Consider the following 18,331-nt stretch of genomic DNA (forward strand, 5'->3'; position numbering starts at 1 on the left):
CCAGGATCATCTTGATTTCCTTCTTTGATTTACTTTGCCTACATGCCGACGTATTCGCGCAGCAACTCGGGCTGTGCGCGCAGTTCTTCGGAGCGCCCTTGCCAGACGACGCGCCCCTTCTCGACGATGAAGTGCCGGTCGGCCAGCCGCAGCAGCGGGGCGATGTTCTTGTCGATGACGATGAGCGACAGGCCCTCGGCCTTGAGGCGGGCGAGGCAGTTCCAGATCTCGCTGCGCACCAGCGGCGCGAGGCCCTCGGTGGCTTCGTCGAGGATCAGCAGCGTGGGGTTGGTCATCAGCGCGCGGCCGATGGCCAGCATCTGCTGCTCGCCGCCGGAGAGGTTGCAGCCCAGGTTGCGCTCGCGCTCCTCGAGGCGCGGGAACATGTCGTAGACGCGCTGCAGGGTCCACGGGGGCTGGCGGCCGCGGCGGTTCTCCGCGGTGGCGACGAGGTTCTCGCGCACCGTGAGGTTCGGAAAGATGCGACGGCCTTCGGGCACCAGGCCGATGCCGGTGCGTGCGACGCGGTGCGCGGGCTGCCCGGTGATGTCTGCGCCGCCGATGTGCACGGAGCCCTTGCGCGGCGCGAGCATGCCCATCACCGTCTTCACAGTCGTCGACTTGCCCATGCCGTTGCGGCCGATCAGCGTCACGACCTCGCTGGAGCGCACGTCGAAGGACAGGCCGAACAGCGCCTGGCTGGCGCCGTAGTGGGTCTCGATGCCGTCGACTTCAAGCAATGCGCTCATGGCGAATCTCCCACGCCCGGCACTTCGTGTCGCGGCGCTGCGCTCATATCACCTCCAGGGGATCACCAAGGTACGCGAGCCGCACCTCGGCATCGTTGCGAATGTCCTCGGCCGTGCCGCACGCGATCGGCCGGCCGTAGACCATCACCGTGATGCGATCCGCCAGTGCGAACACCGCGTCCATGTCGTGCTCGACCAGCACGATGCTGTAGCGGCCCTTGAGCCTTTCCAGCAGCGCGACCATGTCCTGCGATTCCTGGTGGCTCATGCCAGCCATCGGTTCATCGAGTAGCATCACCTGCGGCTTCAGCGCCATCGTCATCGCGAGCTCAAGCTGCCGTCGCGCGCCATGCGCCATCTCCGACACGCGCGTCTTCGACTGGCTGCCCAGTCCCACTTGATGCAGCAGGAGCTGCGCAGGCCGCACCAGCGTCAGGTCTTTCGCCACCGCCTTCCAGAACGCGAAGCTGCCGCCGCTCGCGCCCTGCACCGCCAGCATCACGTTCTGCAGCGCGGTGAACTCCGGGAACACGGAAGTGATCTGGTAGCTGCGCGCGATGCCCATGCGCGCACGGCGCTGGACCGACTCGTGCGCCAGCTCCCTGCCATGCAGCTGGATGCTGCCCTCATCGGGCAGCAACTCGCCGGAGAGCTGGTTGATCAGCGTGGTCTTGCCCGCGCCGTTCGGGCCGATCACGGCGTGGATCTCGCCCGGGTTGACATCGAGGTCGAGGCGGTCGGTCGCGACCAATCCGCCGAAGCGCTTGACCAGCCCGCGCACACGCAGTACCGGCGTCACGGTGTTCATCATCATTCGCGCCCCTTGTCGCGCGCAGCGATGGCGCCGTAAATGCCGTCCTTGAGCTTCAGCGCGACCAGCACCGCCAGCACGCCGAGCACACCGAGCCAGTGGTTGCGCACCAGTTCATCGAGCGCGCCCCAACCACTGTGAAACGAGGCAAAGGCTTCCTCCAGCCACAGCCACAGCACGGCGCCTAGCAGCGGCCCGATCAGCGTGCCCAGCCCGCCCAGCACCACGATGACGACGAGGTCACCCGACACCGTCCACTGCATGTACGAGGGCGAGACGAAGCGCGTCATGTTGGCCAGCAGCACCCCGGCCAAGACGCACACCAGGGCGGAGAGCACGTAGGCCGCGAGCTTGACCTGCAGCGTCGGAAAGCCCAGCGCCAGCATGCGCCGCTCGTTCGACTTGCAGCCGCGCAGCACCATGCCGAAGCGCGCATGCACCAGCCGATGAAAGCAGAAAAGCACGGCCATCAGCAGCCCGAAGATCAGGTAGTACAGCACCACGTTGTCGTTCAGGTCGACAAAGCCGAAGTCGCTGCGCGCAGCGAGGCTGAAGCCATCGTCGCCGCCGTACTGCTTGAGGCTGATCGCGAGAAAGTAGTACATCTGGGCGAAGGCCAGCGTGATCATGATGAAGCCCACGCCCTTCGCCCGCAGGCAGACGAGGCCGATGACCGCTGCCAGCAACGCACCCGCGCCGAGCGCTACGCCCAGATGCACCCAGCCGTTGCCGATGCCATGGAACGAAAGCATGCCGACCGCGTAGGCTCCGATGCCGATGTAGAGCGCATGACCGAAGCTCACCATCGCGCCATAACCCATGACGAGGTTGAGGCCCGTCGCGGCCAGCGCGAAGATCATCATTCGCGAGACCAGCGTGACGTAGAAGCTTTGACCCATGAAGTGCGAGAGCACAGGCACCACCGCGAGCAACGCGATGAGCGCGCCCGCGATAGAGAGGCGCAGGCTTGTTCGGGGGACACCGTGGAACCGGCTTCGCCGGGCCACCGGTGTCGCCCCCGGCGAGGGGGTTGGCGGAGCGACACGCAGTGCGCGAAGCCTGGGGGAGAGCTTTGAGCTATCCATGCTTCACCGGGAACAGCCCCGCCGGTTTGACCGCAAGCACGATCGCCATCAGCAGGTAGATCAGCATCGACGCGATCGCCGGCCCGGCCGCCTGCGCCAGCGAGCGCTCCACGATCTCGCGCATCAGCCCCGGGAGAAACGCTCGCCCGATCGTGTCGACGATGCCCACGATCAGCGCGCCATAGAACGCGCCGCGAATCGACCCGATGCCACCCGTCACCAGCACCACCAGCGCCAGGATCAGGATCGGCTCACCCATGCCCGGCTGCACCGAGAGGATCGGCCCCGCCATGAGCCCCGCCAGGCCGGCCAGCCCGGCGCCCGCAGCGAACACCAGCGCATTGAGCTGCCCGATGTTCACACCCAGCGCCGCCACCATGCCCGCGTCCGACGCACCCGCGCGGATCAGCATGCCGATGCGCGTGGCGTGCACCACCCAGTACATGCCCGCGCCGACCACCAGCCCCACGCCGATGATCGCGAGCCGATACGCCGGGTACGAGAAGCCGGCCACATCGACCGTGCCTGCCAGGAACTCCGGCACCGGAATGAAGATCGGCGACGGCCCCCAGCCGAAGCGCGCGACCTCGTTGAGGAACAGGATCACGCCGAAGGTCGCCAGCACCTGGTAGAGATGGTCGCGCTCGTACAGCTTCGACACCACGATCCGCTCCAGCACCAGCCCCAGCACCAAGCTGCCCGCGACAGCAGCCACGGCCGCGAGCAGGAACGACCCGCTCCATCCATGCACGGTGGCCGCGATGTACGCCCCCATCATGAACAGCGAGCCATGTGCGAGGTTGATCACATGCATGATGCCCAGCACCAACGTCAGCCCGGCCGAGAGCAGGAACAGCAGCACGCCGAGCTGAAACCCGTTGAGCAACTGCGTGAACAGCAGCGAGGCCGTCATGCCGCTCGCCTCACTTCATCGCGCACTGCGCGTGGTATGAATCCTGGTAGTCCTTCAGCGGCGTCGCGATGGTCTTCAGGCTGATGCGGCCCTTTCCATCCTTCGCCACTTCGAGCGCGTACCAGTCGTTGATCGGGAAGTTGTTGTTGCCGAACTTCAGCTCGCCGCGCGTCGACTTCGGGATGCCGGCCTTCAACGCGGCCTGCAGCGCCGGCTTGTCGGCCACGTTGCCCTTGACCTTGCCGATCGCCGTGTCGAGCAGCAGTGCCGCGTCATAGCCCTGCGCCGCGAACAACGAGGGGATGCGGTTGTACTTCTTCTCGAAGGCGTCGACGAACTCGCGGTTCACCGGGTTGGGCAGGTCGGGGCCCCAATAGTGTGTGGTGACGAGACCCAGCGCGGCATCCTTCAGGGCCGGCAGCGTGGTCGCATCCAGCATCGCCGAGGACTGCAGCGGAATCGTCTTGTTCAACCCTGCCTGCTGGTACTGCCGCACGAAGTTGACGGCCAGCGCGCCGGGGAAGAAGGCATACACCGCATCGGGCTTGGCCGCGGCGATCTGCGCGATCTCGGCAGAGAAGTCCGGCTGCGACATGCCGGGCAACAGCTCGTCGAGCACCGTGCCCTTGAACTGCCGCTTGAAACCTTGCAGCGCGTCCTTGCCCGCCTGGTAGTTCGGCGCGATCAACACCATGCGCTTGAAGCCCTTGTCGTTGGCGTACTTGCCCGCGGCCTCGGCATGCAGGTCGTTCTGCCAGGAGACGATGAACTGGTAGGGCGAGCACTGCGCACCCGCCATCGCAGACGGGCCGGCATTGGTGCCGATCAGGAACACCTGCTTCTCGGTGATGGGCCGCTGTATCGCCATCATCACGTTGGAGCCGATCACGCCGACGATGATCGGCGTCTGCTCCTTCTCGATGAACTTCTGCGCGATCTGCAGGCCGACGTCGGGCTTGAACTGGTCGTCTTCCTTCAGCACCTGCACCGGCACGTTGCCGAGCTTGCCGCCGCGCTGCTCGATGCCGAGCATGAAGCCGTCGTAGTTGTCCTGGCCGATCGCGCCGATCGGGCCGGAGAAGGTGCCGAGGTAGCCGATCTTGATGGGTGCCTGCGCATGCGCGGGCATGAGCGTCGCGGCGCAGATAGCCATGACGGCGGCGACGACGGTGGTCTTGAAATTCAGCATGCGCTTGTCTCCGTTTTCTTGTGTTCGATTCAGTGCGTCAGGGCCTGCGCCGTGGCTTGGCCGGTCACCTGCCGCATCACGCCGGCGCCGTCCTGCGGCCATGTGTCGCCACGCCATGCGACGTGCTGGTCGGGGCGGATCAGGGTGAGGCGCGAGCGATAGAGGCCCGGCAGTCCTGGCTCGCTCGGTTGGATCACCTGCAACGGCACGCCAGCCGCCTGCGCCGCCTTGCGCGCGGCCGCGATCTCGTCCGGGTTGGCCTTGCCGCTGTCGAGCAGGGTGAAGCCCTGGCCGAAGTGGTCGTAGAGCGAGGTGCCGTCATGCAGCCACGCATGCGGCGCCAGATGGCCGGGCCGCGACGAAGGCACGTAGTTGAGGAAGTCCGGCGGCGGCGCCTCGGTGCCGTCGCCCGCGATCACCGGCGAGTTCTCGTAGCGGTAACCCAGCACCACGCCCAGCGTGTTGAACTCGCGCAGCTTGGCGGATGCCACGCGCGCACCGACGGCGGCACGCAACTTCTCGCCGCATGCGTTGTCGTCCTCCAGGCCGTCCTGCCAGAGCTGATGACCCAGCGTGCCGTGGTTGGCAACAGCTTCATTGATGACGTAGCGGTGCAAGGGCGCGCGTTCGGCCGCGTAGCTGTCGAGCAGCCTGGGGCCACCCCAGCCTTGCACCATCGCCGCCAGCTTCCAGCCGAGGTCCACCCCGTCCGCCACGCCCATGTTCATGCCGTAGCCACCCATCGGCGGATGCAGGTGGCAGGCATCGCCGGCGAGGAACACGCGACGGTCGCGGTAGGTGTCGGCCACCAGGCTGCTGGCCACCCATTCGTCGGAGCTCAGCACTTCATAGGGCAGGTCGATGCCGGTCGCCTTCCGGATCAGGTCGGGCGCGGCATTGACGTCGAAGTTCGCGTCCTTCGGCACCGCGGTGGGCATGAAGAACCACTTCTCGCCGCGGTCCATCGGGCCGATGATGCTGGGCACATCGGCATTCACCTGCCAGTACATGATCGCCGGGCCATGCCTGTGCGCCTGCGCGAGGCCCGGTGCATGGAACACCACGTTGTAGTTGCGCGAGAGGCCGTAGTTGCCTTCCATCTTCGCGCCGATGGCGTCGCGCACGAAACTGCGTGCGCCGTCCGCGCCCACCATGTAGTCGCTGCGCACAGTGAAGTCCTTGCCGGCCGCCGTGTCACGTATCCGTGAGATGACTCGCGAGCCGTCCTGCTCGAAGCCCTGCAGTTCGCAGTTGAAGCGGATCTCGACGCCCGGCAGCGTCTGCGCGTGCGCGCGCATCACTTCTTCCAAGGTGTACTGCGGGATCCATTGCGAATGCTCGGAATAGAGCGGGTTCTTGCCCGGTGCGCAGTAGAGCGCGTTCTCGAAGCGGGCCAGCTCGTGGCCCGCCAGCCGCGTCACGAACAGCACGTTGGACGGGTAGTCGATGCCCAGCGGCGATTGCGCCTTGAGCTTGTCGGCGATGCCCCAGCGGCGCATGTGCTCGCGGGTGCGCAGGTTCGTGGTCTTGGCGCGCGGCGCAAAGCCCACGCGCGGATTGCGCTCGACCAGCAGGCAAGGAATGGAACGGTGCCCCAGCTCGATGGCCAGAGCCAACCCGGTCGGCCCCGCGCCGACGATCAATACCCGCCTGTCGACTGCATCGCTCACGTTGTCCCCATCTCTCGGTTTTTGAGTGTGGGGCGATCGTAGGGACACCGGAGTGAGGCCAGAAGATACAAAAAGCCGGGGACTGATCAGCGGATGGCATCGCTGGCAGCATGGATCAAGATTCGGCGCCATGCACAAAAGGCCCGCAGGAGCGCAAGTGGCATACCACTTGAACAACATCGGTACTTTCCTGCCGCGCGTCACGCGCGTGCGCATGCGGGAAGGCATCGAGACCTACATGGCGCGCAAGCAGCCACTCATCATCATTGCCGGTGCCGACTACGGGCAAGGGTCGTCGCGCGACTGGGCTGCCAAGGGTGTTCGGCTCGCGGGCGTCGAGGGGAAAGCGTTCACATCACGCGCTTGCCGGCGGCTGCGCGCCGGTCGTCCTTGCAATGCAATGCGCGAAGAACGCAGCCGCTGGCGTGAGTGGCGTGTCGGCGCGCGTGAGCATCGCGAGTTCGAGGTCGAAGGGGTCGATCCTGCAGTCCTCGATCGCGACGATGTCGCGCGTCTCGGCATTGCCCAACAGCGGCTCCGGCATGAGGCTGACCGCGTCGGAATTGCGTTGCAGCGCGAAGGCCTGCAGCGCATCGCAGATCAGGTGGCGCTTCGGCGGCTCGACGCCGCTGCGGCCGAACATCTCCGTCATGCGCGATTGCCGGGCTTCGTCGAGCCGCCGTGTGTAGATCCACTCGCACTCGACGAGCGCCTGCGGCGTTGGCGCCGCCAGCGCCGGGTGGCCCCGGCGTACCACCACGCGCTGGCGAATGCGCCGAAGGTGCTCGATGCGAAACTCGTCGCCCTGCAGCTCGCCCGCGTCGGCTGCGACCAATGCCAGGTCGAGCGTTCCGTCGCGCAGGCGGGGCAGGACCCGCTGTATGAGGCCGTCGCTGAACTCGATGTCCACCTTCTGATAGCGCTGCCGGAACCACCTGAACGCGTCGCCCAGAGCCGTCAGCGTGACGATCGGATTCAGCGCAACCTGCAGCGTGCCGGCGTCGTCCCCGCCCGCTTGCCGCAGTTCCTCATAGGCCAGATCGACCTGCCGGGTGACCAGCCGCGCACGCGCGAGCAGGCGTTCGCCGGCCTCGGTCAGGTGAATCCCGCGCGAGCCCCGGATCAGCAGCGGCACACCGGCATCCTCCTCCAGCAGATGCATCGCCTTCGTGACCGCCGACTGCGACAGGTGCAGGCGGCGCGCGGCGGCGCGGATGCTGCCGTGCGTCACCACGGCGACCAGCGCCCTGAGCTGCTGCATGGTCATGGGTTCAGCGACCTCCAAAGGTGTTCACGAAGCCGATTTTGACTCTTCCGGAGGTCAGTCGTGGTGCATAGCATCCTCCGAATCACATCCCATTGCCCCAAGGAGTACACATGCTGACCCGACGCCATCTGATTGCCGCCAGCGGCACATTGCCTATTGCGATGTTTGCGCCCGCCTGGGCCGCCACCGCCTGGCCCGCCAAGCCGATCCGCATCGTCGTGCCTTCGCCGGCCGGTTCGCCGGTGGACGCAATTGCTCGCAAGCTCGGCGAGTTGTTGGGCAAGAGTCTGGGTACCCCGGTCGTTGTCGACAACAAGCCGGGCGCGATCGGAACCATCGGCGCGGGCGAGGTTGCACGCTCTGCGGCGGACGGCTACGCCTTCCTGTTCACCACCAGCGATCCACTGGTGGCGGCGAGCGTGATGGTCAAGAAGCTGCCCTACGATCCTCGCAGCGGCTTCCTGCCGATCAGCAAGGTAGCCAACAGTGCGCCCGCACTGGTCGCGCACCCGCGGGTCAAGGCCAACAGCGTTTCAGAACTCATCGCCGAGATGAAGGCACAGGGCAACAGCCCAAGCTACGGATCGTGGGGGCCGGGCACGATCCCTGTGCAGGTGATGGAATCGGTGGCCCGCCAAGCCGGCGTGCGCTTTGGCGAAGTTCCGTACCGCGGTTCGCCACCGGCCTTGCAGGACCTGCTCGGCGGGACGGTGGACCTGACCTTTGCGGCACCGTTCGTGGCCGCGCCGATGATCGCGGAAGGCAAGATGAAGGCGCTCGCCCTGGTCGGCGCAAAGCGTTCGGCCGTGCTCCCCAATGTGCAGACCTTTGCCGAGGCCGGCTTCAGCTCATACGTCTTCACCAACGAGATATGGGTCGGACTTCTGGCACCGGCCGGACTGGATGCAGCGATCCAGCAAAAGGTCGCCTTGGCAGTGCGCGCCGCCGTGCAAGGCGCCGACTTGAGCGGCTTCCTGGCCAACATCGGCTTCACTCCCGTGGGCAATGCGCCAGCGGAGTTCGAACGGGAGCTGCTCGCCGAGGCCGCAGCCATTCCTGCGTTGCTTCGGGACCTGGGCATCCAGCCGCTGTAGTTTCATTCACCAACCGAAAGACGAGCATGCCGACCATCCATCTTCCAGACACCAGCCTGTACTACGAGAAGCAAGGCGAGGGCCACCCCGTTTTCTTCATTCACGGCGGCGGAGGCAACTCCATGGCCTTCTACCAGCAGGTGCCCTTCTTCCGCGATCGCTATCAGGTGATCACGGTCGACCTGCGCGGATTCAAGCATTCGCGTTGCGCGCCCGAAGCGGTCCATCCGCGGCACTTCCCCGATGACATTCGCGCGATCATGGATGCCGAGGGCATAGCACGCGCAGCCTTCGTCTGCCAGTCGCTCGGCGCCTGGGCGGGCCTTCCCATTGCAGTGCGAACGCCCGAGCGCGTGTCGTGTCTGTTCATCAACGGCTCGCCGACGCCAGCCTATTCGACGCAGAACTGGAAGGTGATCCAGCGTGCCAACGGGATCTTCCTCGGGCCGGATTTCTCCCGCGGCGCCGGGGTCGGTTGGAACCGCGAGACGCTGAAGGCGCGGCCCGACCTGATCTTCCTGTATTCGCAGATCAAGGCGCTGAACCCTCCGTTCGATTCATCGACCATGATGGACGACAGCATCAAGCTTTACCCCGCCGATTTCGACAACTACAGCGTGCCGACCGTCGTCGCCGGCGGATCGCACGACGACTTTCTCAATTCCGAGAGTCACTTCCATGCCGCGAGCCTGATCCCAGGTGCAGAACCCTATACCTTCGAGGATTCGGGCCACTCGGCGTACTTCGAACATGCGACCGAATTCAACACGGTGGTCGACCGGTTCCTGCAGCTGCACGCGCCGTCACGCGCGGGCAACTGATGCGCGGCCGACCGGTTGGACGCGCGGCCGGCAAACCGATCATTGAAAATGATCGATCGCTAAGGAATGCTTATTTGTTCAAATCGATGAGAAGGCGCATGCTGTGCATTGCATCGAATCAACAACTTGCCTTCTTAACGCAGGGAAATCAAACATGTCATCCAAGGCACTCGGCGAAGCCAATCCCTCATTGCTGGCGCAATGCCCCGTTCATCCAGTTCCCGCCAATGCGGCGGACTTGCCCGTTCACATCACAGAGTGCGGAGTCAAGGGCCCGCCGGTATTGTTTGTCCATGGGGGCGTACAAGGGGGTATTGGCGGCGGTCCGGTCAACTGGAAAGGGCAGCTTCCACTGGCCGACATGGGCTGGAAGCTCAGGCTGATCGATCGCCCGGGGTTCGGCGAAAGCCCGTCCCGGGGACCCGATGACATGCACGCGGATGCGGCGTTGATTGCCGAACGGCTGGGCCAGAGCAGTCACCTGATCGGGCATTCCTTTGGTGGCGCCGAATCACTGCTGGCAGCGGCGCTGCGGCCGGAAGCGGTGCGTTCGCTCATCCTCGTAGAACCGGCATTGCAGATGATGTTGTCCACCGATCCGCAAAGCGCGGCGGACCCTGCGACGAAAGGAGCGGCCGAGATCATCATGAAGTACCTGCTGTCTGGAAAGACACCCGCAGACTACGCCATTGGATTCGTCGGCTCGCTGGGTTCAAGCGACGGCGCCGACAACGTGGCTGTGGCAGGACTCAAGGCAGATCCGGATCGCGCCACGGCCATGGGCTGCTCATTGCTGCGTGCCCACATGGCTTCGGCAACAGAGCAGCGCGCAGCCGCCGACAAGGTCGCCGCCGCCGGCATTCCGGTGCTGATCATTTCCGGCGGATACAGCGCGTCCCAGGGCGCCACCGGCGAGGCTCTCGCGCGTTTGACTGGCGGACGGCATACCGTCCTTCAGGAAGCTCCGAGCCATTTCCTGCAACAGGATTGTCCGGATGCCTTTAACAGGGTGGTCGACGCTTTCCTGCGCGACGCAGAAGCCAAGCACAGTCAGGCAGCCTGAATCGAACTGGCCCGACCATCCCTTCAAAAGGATGTCGGGCCATTCCCAGAAAGTGACTGACGACAGAAATCAAGCGGACAGCCACGCCTGGCCGTCGGCCTTCATGGACTGCTCGAGCTTGCTGCCTCGCGTGGCGAACACTCGCCCGAGCGGAAAGCCGCTCTTCTCCAGCACATAGGCCAGCGCCGCGTATTCGCGCGGGTAGCGCGCAACCATCGCGGGGTCTATGTCCCTTGGCCCTGCCGGAAAGGTGAAGCTGCCCATGTCGTACACGCTCTGGCGGCGCAACAGCTTCCACACGCCATCGCGTCTTTCGGCCATGTCGTAGAAGCGGTTGTGCACGGCGCAACCAAGCTGCAGCTTGACGTTCTCGCCGACGATCACGGCATTGGTCTCGACGATGGCCTTGCCGCCGTTGAGCGTGGCAACGGGCGTGCCGATGAGGTGCTTGGTCTGCAGGTCGGATGCGCCCATGCGGATCGAGCCGTCGACGAACTCGCCGAACGAGCCTTCGAACCAGGTCACTTCGATGGTGCCGTCAGGGTGGAAAAGTTCGCGCAGTGCATCCCAATCACCCAGATCACGATGGATCCAGCCGGTGATTAGGTCATTGAGCGCGAGTCGGTCTTCGAGGTAGGTGTTCATGATGCCGTGAAGCATCGCTCTTTCCGGCGATCAAATCCAATACGTTGTTCTCACTGATTGATCAATAGAATTGATTCATTCAAATCGAGCCGCTGTCAGGAATACGAGGATCCCATGACCCAATCTGGGTGAATTGGACAACATGCGCATGCATCGATTCACCTGAACCAGGAAGGCTTAAATCGTGGAACTGCGTCACCTCCGGTATTTCATGGCGGTCGCTGAAGAAGCCCATTTCGGCCGCGCCGCCGAGCGCCTGCACATCGTCCAGCCCGCGCTGAGCATGCAGATCCGGGCGCTGGAAGAAGAGTTGGGCGGGCCCTTGTTCATTCGCACCAGTCGCCGTGTGACGCTGACGGAGGCCGGCACCCTGTTCATGGCAGAGGCCCGGCGCACGCTGGACCAGGCCGAGCACGCCCGCGAGACTGTGCGACGCGCCCTGCGCGGCGAAACCGGGCGCGTGCGCGTCGGCTTTGCCGGCAACGCGGTCTTCAGCGGCAAGCTCATGAGCGACTTGCGGGAGTTTCGCAAAGTGCATCCCGGTGCCGAACTCGTCGTGCAGGAAATGGCGCCCGATCTGCAGGCCGATGCAATCCGTACAGGTCAGCTCGACATCGGCTATGCGCCCGTAGAAGGCCTGGCCTGCGACGGCGTCGAATCGGTGCGAATCGGCTCGTGGCCCTTCGTCGTGGCCATGCCTGCGGACCATTCCTTGGCAACGCGCAAGCGACTCACGCCAAAGTCCATCGCGACGCAGCCTCTCATCGTCTACGCCATGGGAAAGGCCGACGAAGACCTGCTGACTGCCCTCCAGGTCTTGATAGGCCGGCCGCCCGAGGTCGCCTATCGCGTCGGCAGCACGCTGACGGTGCTCGCGCTGGTGGCAGCCGGTCTCGGCATTGCCGTCGTGCCGGCGCCGGTGGCCGACGTGCCCGTACCTACGCTGGTCTATCGGCCGATCGATGCGTTGGGACAAGTGGCCGGGCTGTTGCTGCTGAGTCGCGTGGAAGAAACGACGGGCGCAGTCATCGCGTTCCGGGAATTGGCGCGACGCAAAGTGAAACCTTGAAGGGCTTCGCGATTCAGGCCATCAGTACAGATGATCAATTGATTGAAATCTAATATTAGTGTTGATCGTTGAATGGGAACATCCTTGCGGGCATCCATTCACCGAGAAGCACATCATGAAGATCATCTGCATTGAAGAGCACACCGTCGATGCCGACCTCGCCAGGGCCGGCATGGCCAACCTGAAAGCCGAAGCACCCTACATGGCCGATTGGGGCAGCCGCGTCGAAGACCGGCCCGAAAGCTTCAACGACCACCGCCCGCACTTGGTCGCACCGCCGGTGTCGCTGGAGCGGGCCGGCGACGTCGGGTCCAAACGCATCGCCGACATGGATGCGCACGGCATCGACATGCAGATCGTGTCTTACAGCAATTCGGTGCAGATGGTGCCGGCTGCGCAGGCCACCGACCTCGCCCGTGCCGCCAACGACCGACTGGCCAAGGCCGTTCAGGCCCATCCGACGCGATTCGGCGGCTTTGCCGCCTTGCCGTGGCAGCACCCGGAGGCCGCGGCGGCGGAGTTGGAGCGTGCGGTGAAGCAATTGGGCTTCAAGGGCACCCTGCTGGTGGGCCGCCCCGGCGAGACCTTCCTGGACGACCCGCGCTACGAGCCGGTGCTGGCCAAGCTGGACGAACTGCAGGTACCGGTCTACGTCCACCCCGGCGTGCCGTTGCCTCAGGTGCGGGAGCCCTACTACGGTGGGCTGGACAAGGAAGTCAGCGCGCGTCTCTCGATCTTCGGCTGGGGCTGGCACCACGACGCCGGCACCCAGGTCATCCGGATGATGCTGGCCGGCGTGTTCGACAAGTTTCCCAAGCTGCAGGTCATCAGCGGGCATTGGGGCGAGATGGTGCCTTTCTACCTGCACCGGATGGACGACACGCTGCCGCGCGAAGTGACCGGCCTGTCACGCACGATCTCTGACACCTACCGCCAGCACGTCTACGTGACGCCCAGTGGCATGCTGAACCTGCCGCACTTCGAGTTCGTCCACAAGGTGGTCGGTGCAGACCGGCTGATCTACGCGGTGGACTATCCCTACCTCACGAACACCGGTGCACGGGAGTTTCTGGAAGCTTTGCCCATCAGCCAGGACGACAAGGAAAAGTTCGCGCACAGGAATGCGGAAGCGTTGTTTCGCCTGTAAGGCTTGGAGACACGGGGGGCCGTTCCTGCCGAGTTGGGCGGTCTTCGATGCATGACTCCAAAGTATTGGGGGCTTTGCATCTTGAGGAGCGCTTCCCGTGCAGGTCAAGCCCGCAAACTCCGAAGTGGCGCTAACGGATCTGCAGGTCCCGCGGCGAACCGGCGAAGGTCGATCCATCCCCTCACCACCGCCGGACGCCAGATGCAAAGCCATCTTGTCGAACAGGAGTTTGACTCGCGTCAGCTTCAACCGGGCTGAGGGCACCATGATCTTCACCCACCGTTCCACCAACGGGAATTGCTCCAGCACAGGGACGAGTTGCCCGGCCTGCAGGGCGTCGGCAACACTCGGCCGCGCAAGCTGGACGATCCCTTGCCCGCCGCATGCGGCGGCGCACAGGTAGTCGGCGTCATTGGTGATGAGGACGGGCCGCACGTCCACTTCCACGCGCCCTTCCGCCGAGCTGAATCCCCAGATCGTCCGGCAATCGAAAACGCGAGGCACGGGTGATCGATCAGGTCGCGGGGATGCAGAGGCGCCTCGCGCCGGGCGAGATAGGAAGGGGCTGCGCAAAGGAGTCGGGGAAAGGCGCGGATGACCTGCTCGATGACGTCTGGAAAGGACATCTGGTGCATCCCGACCGCGATGTCGAAGCCCTCCGTCGCCGGATTGCCACCCCTGTCGGACGCGATGATCTCGAGCTGGACGAGCGGGTTCTCTGCGCGGTAGGCGGCGAACAGATCACCCAGGCCGCGCCTGACAAAAACCGCTGGGGCCTTGATCCTGATCGGACCCTCGATGCTGCCGGGGTTCAGGATCGCGCCGCTGACCATGTCGTTGTACGACCGGATCATCTGGCGCGCATGTGTGAGGTAGCTTTGCCCTGTGTCCGTCAGCGTCAACCGCCGGGTCGATCGTTCGAAGAGCGTCGTCTTCAGATCCCACTCGAGCGCGTCGACCCGCTTCATGATGACCGAAGGCGAGACGTACGAGTTGCGCGCGGCTTCGGAGAAATTGCCGGCGTCCGCAGTCGCGATGAAAGCCTTCAGCTTCGACAACAGATCCATCGTGGAATGTTCAGGATGAAGTCAGGGCCTCGGATTCGATGGCACGACGGATTTCGGCTTTCGACCACAGGCGATCGTGGTGCGCCTGGCAACTCGGACCCAATGATCCGATGCCGTTGACGACAGACCAGTGCTCGAGATAGAAGAGCGCGAAATCAGCGATGGTCATTTTGTCGAAGAGCCAGTCCTTGCCGTTGATCTGCCGTTCTGCCCGATCGAGCCCGGCCTGGAATATCCCGAGACCGAATGCCTTGACCGCTGCGTGATCGGACTCGCTCGGCGCAAATTTCTCGGGCCGGCGAACACGAGTGTAGCCCTGCATGTGCACGGTGAAGACGAGATGCTCGGTCATCTCCATCACGCGGATCTCGCCTTCGATGTCTGTCGGGATCAAGCCCCGTGCGGCATGGGTGCGGGCCAGATAGAGCGCGATCACAGGGAACTCGGTGAGCAGCGATCCGTCATCACGAATCAGTGCAGGCACCTTCCCTTTGGGATTGATCTGCTTGTACGCCTCGAACTCGGGCGTTCCGGAACGCGCCGCCTTCTCGATCTCGAACGGCTGGCCGAGCTCGGCGAGCAAGGCATGTATTCCGATAGAGCAGGCACCGGGCAAAAAATAAAGCTTCATTCAGCACTCCAATGTGAGGGGGAAGGTGGCGGCGACTTGCGTTGAGGCGGCACGGCGGTGTGCCGATTGGGTGACCCCGCGGCCTATCGCAAGCGCCTGCATTCTTGTCGTCTATACGATGAACGTTTCCAGCACGCCGATGCTGTCCACACCCGCCTCGACCCGGTCACCGGGCTTCAGGTACCAGGCGCGCGAATCCGGCTTGTGATGCAAGGCCACGCCTTCGGGCGTACCGGTGCTGATCATGTCCCCGGGGACGAGGCCGAAGCGCGACCAGAACGCGACCATCTGCTCGAAGCCGAAGATCAGGTCGCGGCAGTCCGAATGCTGGCGCAGCTCGCTGTTGACCTTCAGCCAAAGGACCAGGCCGTTGGGGTCGGGGACTTCATCCGCGGTGAGGATGTAAGGGCCGATGGGTCCGAAGCCTGGGAAATTCTTGCCCAGCATGATCATGCCGTTGTCCATCTCGCGGAGCTGCCATTCGCGTGCCGACAAGTCGTTGAAGATGGTGTAACCGAAGATGGCGCTGGCTGGGTCGACGTCGCTGTCCGCATCGATGGCCTTGCCCAGTACCAGCACGATCTCCACTTCGTAGTCTAAATCGAGAACGTCCTTCGGTCGCTTCACCTGGCTCTTGTGCGGGACCATCGTGCGCCCCAGTTTCACGAAGCCCGTGGGGAAGTCACTGTGCAGCTTGCTGGCGCTGGCAGCACTGCCCTTCATCGACTCCATCTTGTGGCGCCCGAAGTTGCGGCCGGCGCTGAACATGGACTTGGGCGGCACTGGGGTCAGCCACTGCACCTGGTCCGGGTCGTCCATCCAGAAGGGATCGTTGCGATGCGTGGCCCAGGTAAGCAACTCGCGCGTGGCATCCATCGCCGGCGCACGCCCACGATCAACTCCATCACCGAGGCTGGCGCGCTGGGTCCACCGCGGGCAGCAGCAGCTTTCGCGACATCGACCAGCAGTTCACTGCCCGATGACGACGTGACAACACCGAGCCGCTCGGTACCGGCAGCAGATTGGTAGCGTGCAATTCTCATGTGGTTCAGTCGGCGCTGGCACCGGTGCGCTTGACGATGGCCTCATAGGTCACTGTGTCGCGATCGATCAACTTCGCGAGCGCGGCAGGCGTCATCGGATCCGGCACGTAACCGAAGGTCGCGAATTTCTCGGCGACTTCAGCCTGTTTGAGCGCCTCGTTCAAGCTCTGGTTCAGCGTGGCGATCACGGCAGCCGGCGTGCCCTTGGGCGCCATCAACGCAACCCAACTGCGCGCCTGCACGCCCTTGGGACCACCCGCCTCCTCCAGCGTCGGGACACTTGGCAAACTGGCCGACCGGGTGTCATCCGCAATGGCGAGGAAGCGAACCTTGCCGCCCTTGAGCAGCGCGCCGGAACTGGCCAGGCTGCCCATGGTCCAGTCGACCTCGCCGTTCGACACCGCAATGTTGAGCTGCGAGATCTCCTTGTAAGGCACATGCGTCATCCGGGTTCCACTGGCCGCTTCGACTTCCGCCGCGCCCAGGTGCGGCGGGCCACCGACCGAGGTGGAGCCGTAGGTGATCTTGCCCGGCGCGGCGGCGGCTGCGGCCAGCAGATCCTTGACGGTGCGATAGGGGCTGTTGGCCCCCACCACGATAAAGAACGATGTGTGAAGCAAGCCACCCACCGGCACGAAGTCGTTCTTCGGGTCGTAGGGCAGCTTCTTGAACAAGGAGGGGTTGATGGCCAGATGGCCCACGTCGGCCAGGAAAAGGTCGTAGCCCGTCGGCGGCGCCTGCTTCGCCACGTTGGCAGCAAGGAAGCCACTGCCGCCTGGCCGGGGATCGATGACGACGCCCTGCTTCCAGTTGGCGCCGAGTTTTTCCGCAACGACCCTGATCGCCGCATCGGGTCCGCTGCCCGAGGAAAAAGGGGAAATGATACGCACCGGCTTCGTCGGGAAGGACTGCGCATCGGACTGTGCCGAGGCAAGCGGGGCGACCAGGCCGAGGCCAATGCCTGCGGCCAGAAAAGCGAAGGACCGTCGTTTCATTTCTTGTCTCCAGACTTATTTTGATATGCGGCGCGATGAGCCCGCGTCGCGGTGGGACCGCTCAATTCGATGTCACTGCATGGGCGGGGTGTTCGAGCCGAGCCAGAAGGTGCTTGAGCAATTGAACTTCGCTCGGGTCCAGGTTGCCCTGCACATCGGCCTCGCTCGACTTTCGTATCGCGATGAGCTTCATGACCGCAAGGCGGCCTTCGGTGGTCAACCTGACCCTCGCCTCACCGTCTGCCGAGTCGACCTTGTGAAGCAAGCCAAGCCCGATGAGCTTCTGGACGATCGCGGTTGAGATCGCCTGCCCGCGAACCTTCTCGCTGCGCGCCACGATCTCCGGCACGCACAGCCCGTCTTCCCGGCCAATGATGCTGAGGACGGCGTACTCCTCCGATGTCCATCCATGGTGCTCGAGTTCGTTGATCACGGCCTGCCGTGTCCGGAAGTAGGCGTTCGAGACCTGGTACAGCAGATCGTCCGCCGACAGGTTGCTGAGCTCGTCCACCGGTTGCGCCGATGCATTGCCTTGCTTGGGCAGCAACATGCCATAGCGCCCACCATGGAAGACCAGCGGCTTGCGCGCGGAATGGCTGAAATCAAGAATCTCGCCGACGAAGATGACGTGATCGCCGCCCTCGTACTGGTAGGCCACCTTGCAGGCGAAGCGGGCCATGCAGTCCGGCAAAAGCGGGATGCCGGCCGGCCCGCGTTCGATGGCAACGCCCTCGAAGCGGTCTGCGATCTTGCTCGCGAAGCGCGAGGAAAGCGCCTCCTGATCGGCAGACAGGATGTGCACGGCGAAATGCGTGCCGTTGCGGAAAGCGTCGAGATTGGCGGACGTTCGCGCGAGGCTCCACAGCACCATCGGTGGGTCGAGCGACACGGAGGAGAAGCTGTTGGCCGTCAAGCCGATGTCCGAGCCGGCCGGGCCCGACGTGGTGACGATCGTCACACCCGTTGCGAAGGAGCCGAAGGCGTTGCGCAAGGTGCGCGGATCTGGTGGGGTCAATACCGGGCTGTTCATCCTGAGTCTCCAATCTTGGGGGCGATGCCTGAGCAAGGGCGG

18 protein-coding genes and 1 pseudogene are annotated in these 18,331 nt (G+C 64.4%); 6 read left to right on the top strand and 13 right to left on the bottom strand.

Features of this window, described 5'->3' with window-relative positions; translation table 11 throughout:
• Nucleotides 1-38: 38 nt before the first annotated feature.
• The 6 genes from HCU76_RS23330 to HCU76_RS23355 form a co-directional block, all read right to left on the bottom strand.
• A complete protein-coding gene (locus tag HCU76_RS23330) occupies nt 39-749 on the bottom strand; it encodes an ABC transporter ATP-binding protein (protein ID WP_213958746.1) in 711 nt (236 codons plus the stop codon).
• Nucleotides 750-792: 43 nt separating this feature from the next.
• Nucleotides 793-1,563 (bottom strand): ABC transporter ATP-binding protein, encoded by a 771-nt coding sequence (locus tag HCU76_RS23335; RefSeq protein WP_256354371.1) that lies wholly within the window; start codon nt 1,561-1,563, stop codon nt 793-795.
• On the bottom strand, nt 1,560-2,459 hold the full coding sequence (locus HCU76_RS23340; RefSeq protein WP_256354372.1) for a branched-chain amino acid ABC transporter permease: 900 nt from the start codon (nt 2,457-2,459) through the stop codon (nt 1,560-1,562). Before HCU76_RS23340 ends, HCU76_RS23335 begins: the two co-directional genes overlap by 4 nt.
• 178 nt (nt 2,460-2,637) lie before the next feature.
• The gene (locus HCU76_RS23345) at nt 2,638-3,558 is read right to left on the bottom strand and encodes a branched-chain amino acid ABC transporter permease (protein ID WP_213958744.1); all 921 of its coding nucleotides are present in this window, start codon (nt 3,556-3,558) and stop codon (nt 2,638-2,640) included.
• 10 nt (nt 3,559-3,568) lie between these two features.
• Nucleotides 3,569-4,747 (bottom strand): ABC transporter substrate-binding protein, encoded by a 1,179-nt coding sequence (locus tag HCU76_RS23350; RefSeq protein ID WP_213958743.1) that lies wholly within the window; start codon nt 4,745-4,747, stop codon nt 3,569-3,571.
• Nucleotides 4,748-4,776: 29 nt separating this feature from the next.
• Nucleotides 4,777-6,417 (bottom strand): FAD-dependent monooxygenase, encoded by a 1,641-nt coding sequence (locus tag HCU76_RS23355; RefSeq protein WP_345944785.1) that lies wholly within the window; start codon nt 6,415-6,417, stop codon nt 4,777-4,779.
• A 202-nt stretch (nt 6,418-6,619) separates the two neighbouring features.
• Here HCU76_RS23355 and HCU76_RS23360 point away from each other — a divergent pair.
• Nucleotides 6,620-6,757: pseudogene (locus tag HCU76_RS23360) on the top strand (hypothetical protein); the annotation flags it as partial.
• A gap of 15 nt (nt 6,758-6,772) precedes the next feature.
• Here the strand turns inward: HCU76_RS23360 and HCU76_RS23365 are convergent.
• The gene (locus HCU76_RS23365; RefSeq protein ID WP_213958741.1) at nt 6,773-7,684 is read right to left on the bottom strand and encodes a LysR family transcriptional regulator; all 912 of its coding nucleotides are present in this window, start codon (nt 7,682-7,684) and stop codon (nt 6,773-6,775) included.
• A 110-nt stretch (nt 7,685-7,794) separates the two neighbouring features.
• Here HCU76_RS23365 and HCU76_RS23370 point away from each other — a divergent pair, with 110 nt between their 5' ends.
• The 3 genes from HCU76_RS23370 to HCU76_RS23380 all read left to right on the top strand — a co-directional run bounded on the left by HCU76_RS23370 (nt 7,795) and on the right by HCU76_RS23380 (nt 10,662).
• Nucleotides 7,795-8,778: a tripartite tricarboxylate transporter substrate binding protein gene (locus HCU76_RS23370; RefSeq protein ID WP_213958740.1), complete on the top strand. Its 984-nt coding sequence runs from the start codon at nt 7,795-7,797 to the stop codon at nt 8,776-8,778.
• Between the two features lie 26 nt (nt 8,779-8,804).
• Nucleotides 8,805-9,599 (top strand): alpha/beta fold hydrolase, encoded by a 795-nt coding sequence (locus HCU76_RS23375; RefSeq protein WP_213958739.1) that lies wholly within the window; start codon nt 8,805-8,807, stop codon nt 9,597-9,599.
• 154 nt (nt 9,600-9,753) lie between these two features.
• The gene (locus HCU76_RS23380; protein ID WP_213958738.1) at nt 9,754-10,662 is read left to right on the top strand and encodes an alpha/beta fold hydrolase; all 909 of its coding nucleotides are present in this window, start codon (nt 9,754-9,756) and stop codon (nt 10,660-10,662) included.
• A 69-nt stretch (nt 10,663-10,731) separates the two neighbouring features.
• Here HCU76_RS23380 and HCU76_RS23385 read toward each other — a convergent pair whose 3' ends face one another.
• The gene (locus HCU76_RS23385) at nt 10,732-11,322 is read right to left on the bottom strand and encodes a nuclear transport factor 2 family protein (protein WP_256354374.1); all 591 of its coding nucleotides are present in this window, start codon (nt 11,320-11,322) and stop codon (nt 10,732-10,734) included.
• A 169-nt stretch (nt 11,323-11,491) separates the two neighbouring features.
• Here HCU76_RS23385 and HCU76_RS23390 point away from each other — a divergent pair, with 169 nt between their 5' ends.
• Both HCU76_RS23390 and HCU76_RS23395 read left to right on the top strand, forming a co-directional pair.
• Nucleotides 11,492-12,376 (top strand): LysR substrate-binding domain-containing protein, encoded by an 885-nt coding sequence (locus tag HCU76_RS23390; RefSeq protein WP_213958737.1) that lies wholly within the window; start codon nt 11,492-11,494, stop codon nt 12,374-12,376.
• Between the two features lie 115 nt (nt 12,377-12,491).
• Nucleotides 12,492-13,523: an amidohydrolase family protein gene (locus tag HCU76_RS23395; RefSeq protein ID WP_213958736.1), complete on the top strand. Its 1,032-nt coding sequence runs from the start codon at nt 12,492-12,494 to the stop codon at nt 13,521-13,523.
• A 272-nt stretch (nt 13,524-13,795) separates the two neighbouring features.
• Here the strand turns inward: HCU76_RS23395 and HCU76_RS23400 are convergent, their stop codons facing one another.
• From HCU76_RS23400 to HCU76_RS23420, 5 genes are all read right to left on the bottom strand, one after another.
• A complete protein-coding gene (locus HCU76_RS23400) occupies nt 13,796-14,590 on the bottom strand; it encodes a LysR family transcriptional regulator (protein WP_213958735.1) in 795 nt (264 codons plus the stop codon).
• Between the two features lie 10 nt (nt 14,591-14,600).
• The gene (locus HCU76_RS23405; RefSeq protein ID WP_213958734.1) at nt 14,601-15,221 is read right to left on the bottom strand and encodes a glutathione S-transferase family protein; all 621 of its coding nucleotides are present in this window, start codon (nt 15,219-15,221) and stop codon (nt 14,601-14,603) included.
• A 111-nt stretch (nt 15,222-15,332) separates the two neighbouring features.
• Complete coding sequence (locus HCU76_RS23410) at nt 15,333-16,097, bottom strand: fumarylacetoacetate hydrolase family protein (RefSeq protein ID WP_213958733.1); 765 nt, start codon at nt 16,095-16,097, stop codon at nt 15,333-15,335.
• A 172-nt stretch (nt 16,098-16,269) separates the two neighbouring features.
• Nucleotides 16,270-17,259, bottom strand: a complete 990-nt coding sequence (locus tag HCU76_RS23415) for a tripartite tricarboxylate transporter substrate binding protein (RefSeq protein WP_213958732.1) — start codon at nt 17,257-17,259, stop codon at nt 16,270-16,272.
• A 61-nt stretch (nt 17,260-17,320) separates the two neighbouring features.
• Nucleotides 17,321-18,289: a flavin reductase gene (locus HCU76_RS23420; RefSeq protein WP_213958731.1), complete on the bottom strand. Its 969-nt coding sequence runs from the start codon at nt 18,287-18,289 to the stop codon at nt 17,321-17,323.
• Nucleotides 18,290-18,331 lie beyond the last annotated feature (42 nt).

The sequence above is a fragment of the Variovorax sp. dw_308 genome (assembly GCF_019207085.1).
Lineage (GTDB): Bacteria > Pseudomonadota > Gammaproteobacteria > Burkholderiales > Burkholderiaceae_C > Variovorax.

What these genes read in the sequence shown, in the direction of transcription:
- HCU76_RS23340 (WP_256354372.1), bottom strand. Translation starts at nt 2,459, where the DNA reads ATGGGTCAAAGCTTCTACGTCACGCTGGTCTCGCGAATGATGATCTTC.
- HCU76_RS23370 (WP_213958740.1), top strand. Translation starts at nt 7,795, where the DNA reads ATGCTGACCCGACGCCATCTGATTGCCGCCAGCGGCACATTGCCTATT.
- HCU76_RS23375 (WP_213958739.1), top strand. Translation starts at nt 8,805, where the DNA reads ATGCCGACCATCCATCTTCCAGACACCAGCCTGTACTACGAGAAGCAA.
- HCU76_RS23385 (WP_256354374.1), bottom strand. Translation starts at nt 11,322, where the DNA reads ATGCTTCACGGCATCATGAACACCTACCTCGAAGACCGACTCGCGCTC.
- HCU76_RS23335 (WP_256354371.1), bottom strand. Translation starts at nt 1,563, where the DNA reads ATGATGATGAACACCGTGACGCCGGTACTGCGTGTGCGCGGGCTGGTC.
- HCU76_RS23400 (WP_213958735.1), bottom strand. Translation starts at nt 14,590, where the DNA reads ATGGATCTGTTGTCGAAGCTGAAGGCTTTCATCGCGACTGCGGACGCC.
- HCU76_RS23365 (WP_213958741.1), bottom strand. Translation starts at nt 7,684, where the DNA reads ATGACCATGCAGCAGCTCAGGGCGCTGGTCGCCGTGGTGACGCACGGC.
- HCU76_RS23350 (WP_213958743.1), bottom strand. Translation starts at nt 4,747, where the DNA reads ATGCTGAATTTCAAGACCACCGTCGTCGCCGCCGTCATGGCTATCTGC.
- HCU76_RS23410 (WP_213958733.1), bottom strand. Translation starts at nt 16,097, where the DNA reads ATGGATGCCACGCGCGAGTTGCTTACCTGGGCCACGCATCGCAACGAT.
- HCU76_RS23330 (WP_213958746.1), bottom strand. Translation starts at nt 749, where the DNA reads ATGAGCGCATTGCTTGAAGTCGACGGCATCGAGACCCACTACGGCGCC.
- HCU76_RS23345 (WP_213958744.1), bottom strand. Translation starts at nt 3,558, where the DNA reads ATGACGGCCTCGCTGCTGTTCACGCAGTTGCTCAACGGGTTTCAGCTC.
- HCU76_RS23395 (WP_213958736.1), top strand. Translation starts at nt 12,492, where the DNA reads ATGAAGATCATCTGCATTGAAGAGCACACCGTCGATGCCGACCTCGCC.
- HCU76_RS23380 (WP_213958738.1), top strand. Translation starts at nt 9,754, where the DNA reads ATGTCATCCAAGGCACTCGGCGAAGCCAATCCCTCATTGCTGGCGCAA.
- HCU76_RS23420 (WP_213958731.1), bottom strand. Translation starts at nt 18,289, where the DNA reads ATGAACAGCCCGGTATTGACCCCACCAGATCCGCGCACCTTGCGCAAC.
- HCU76_RS23405 (WP_213958734.1), bottom strand. Translation starts at nt 15,221, where the DNA reads ATGAAGCTTTATTTTTTGCCCGGTGCCTGCTCTATCGGAATACATGCC.
- HCU76_RS23415 (WP_213958732.1), bottom strand. Translation starts at nt 17,259, where the DNA reads ATGAAACGACGGTCCTTCGCTTTTCTGGCCGCAGGCATTGGCCTCGGC.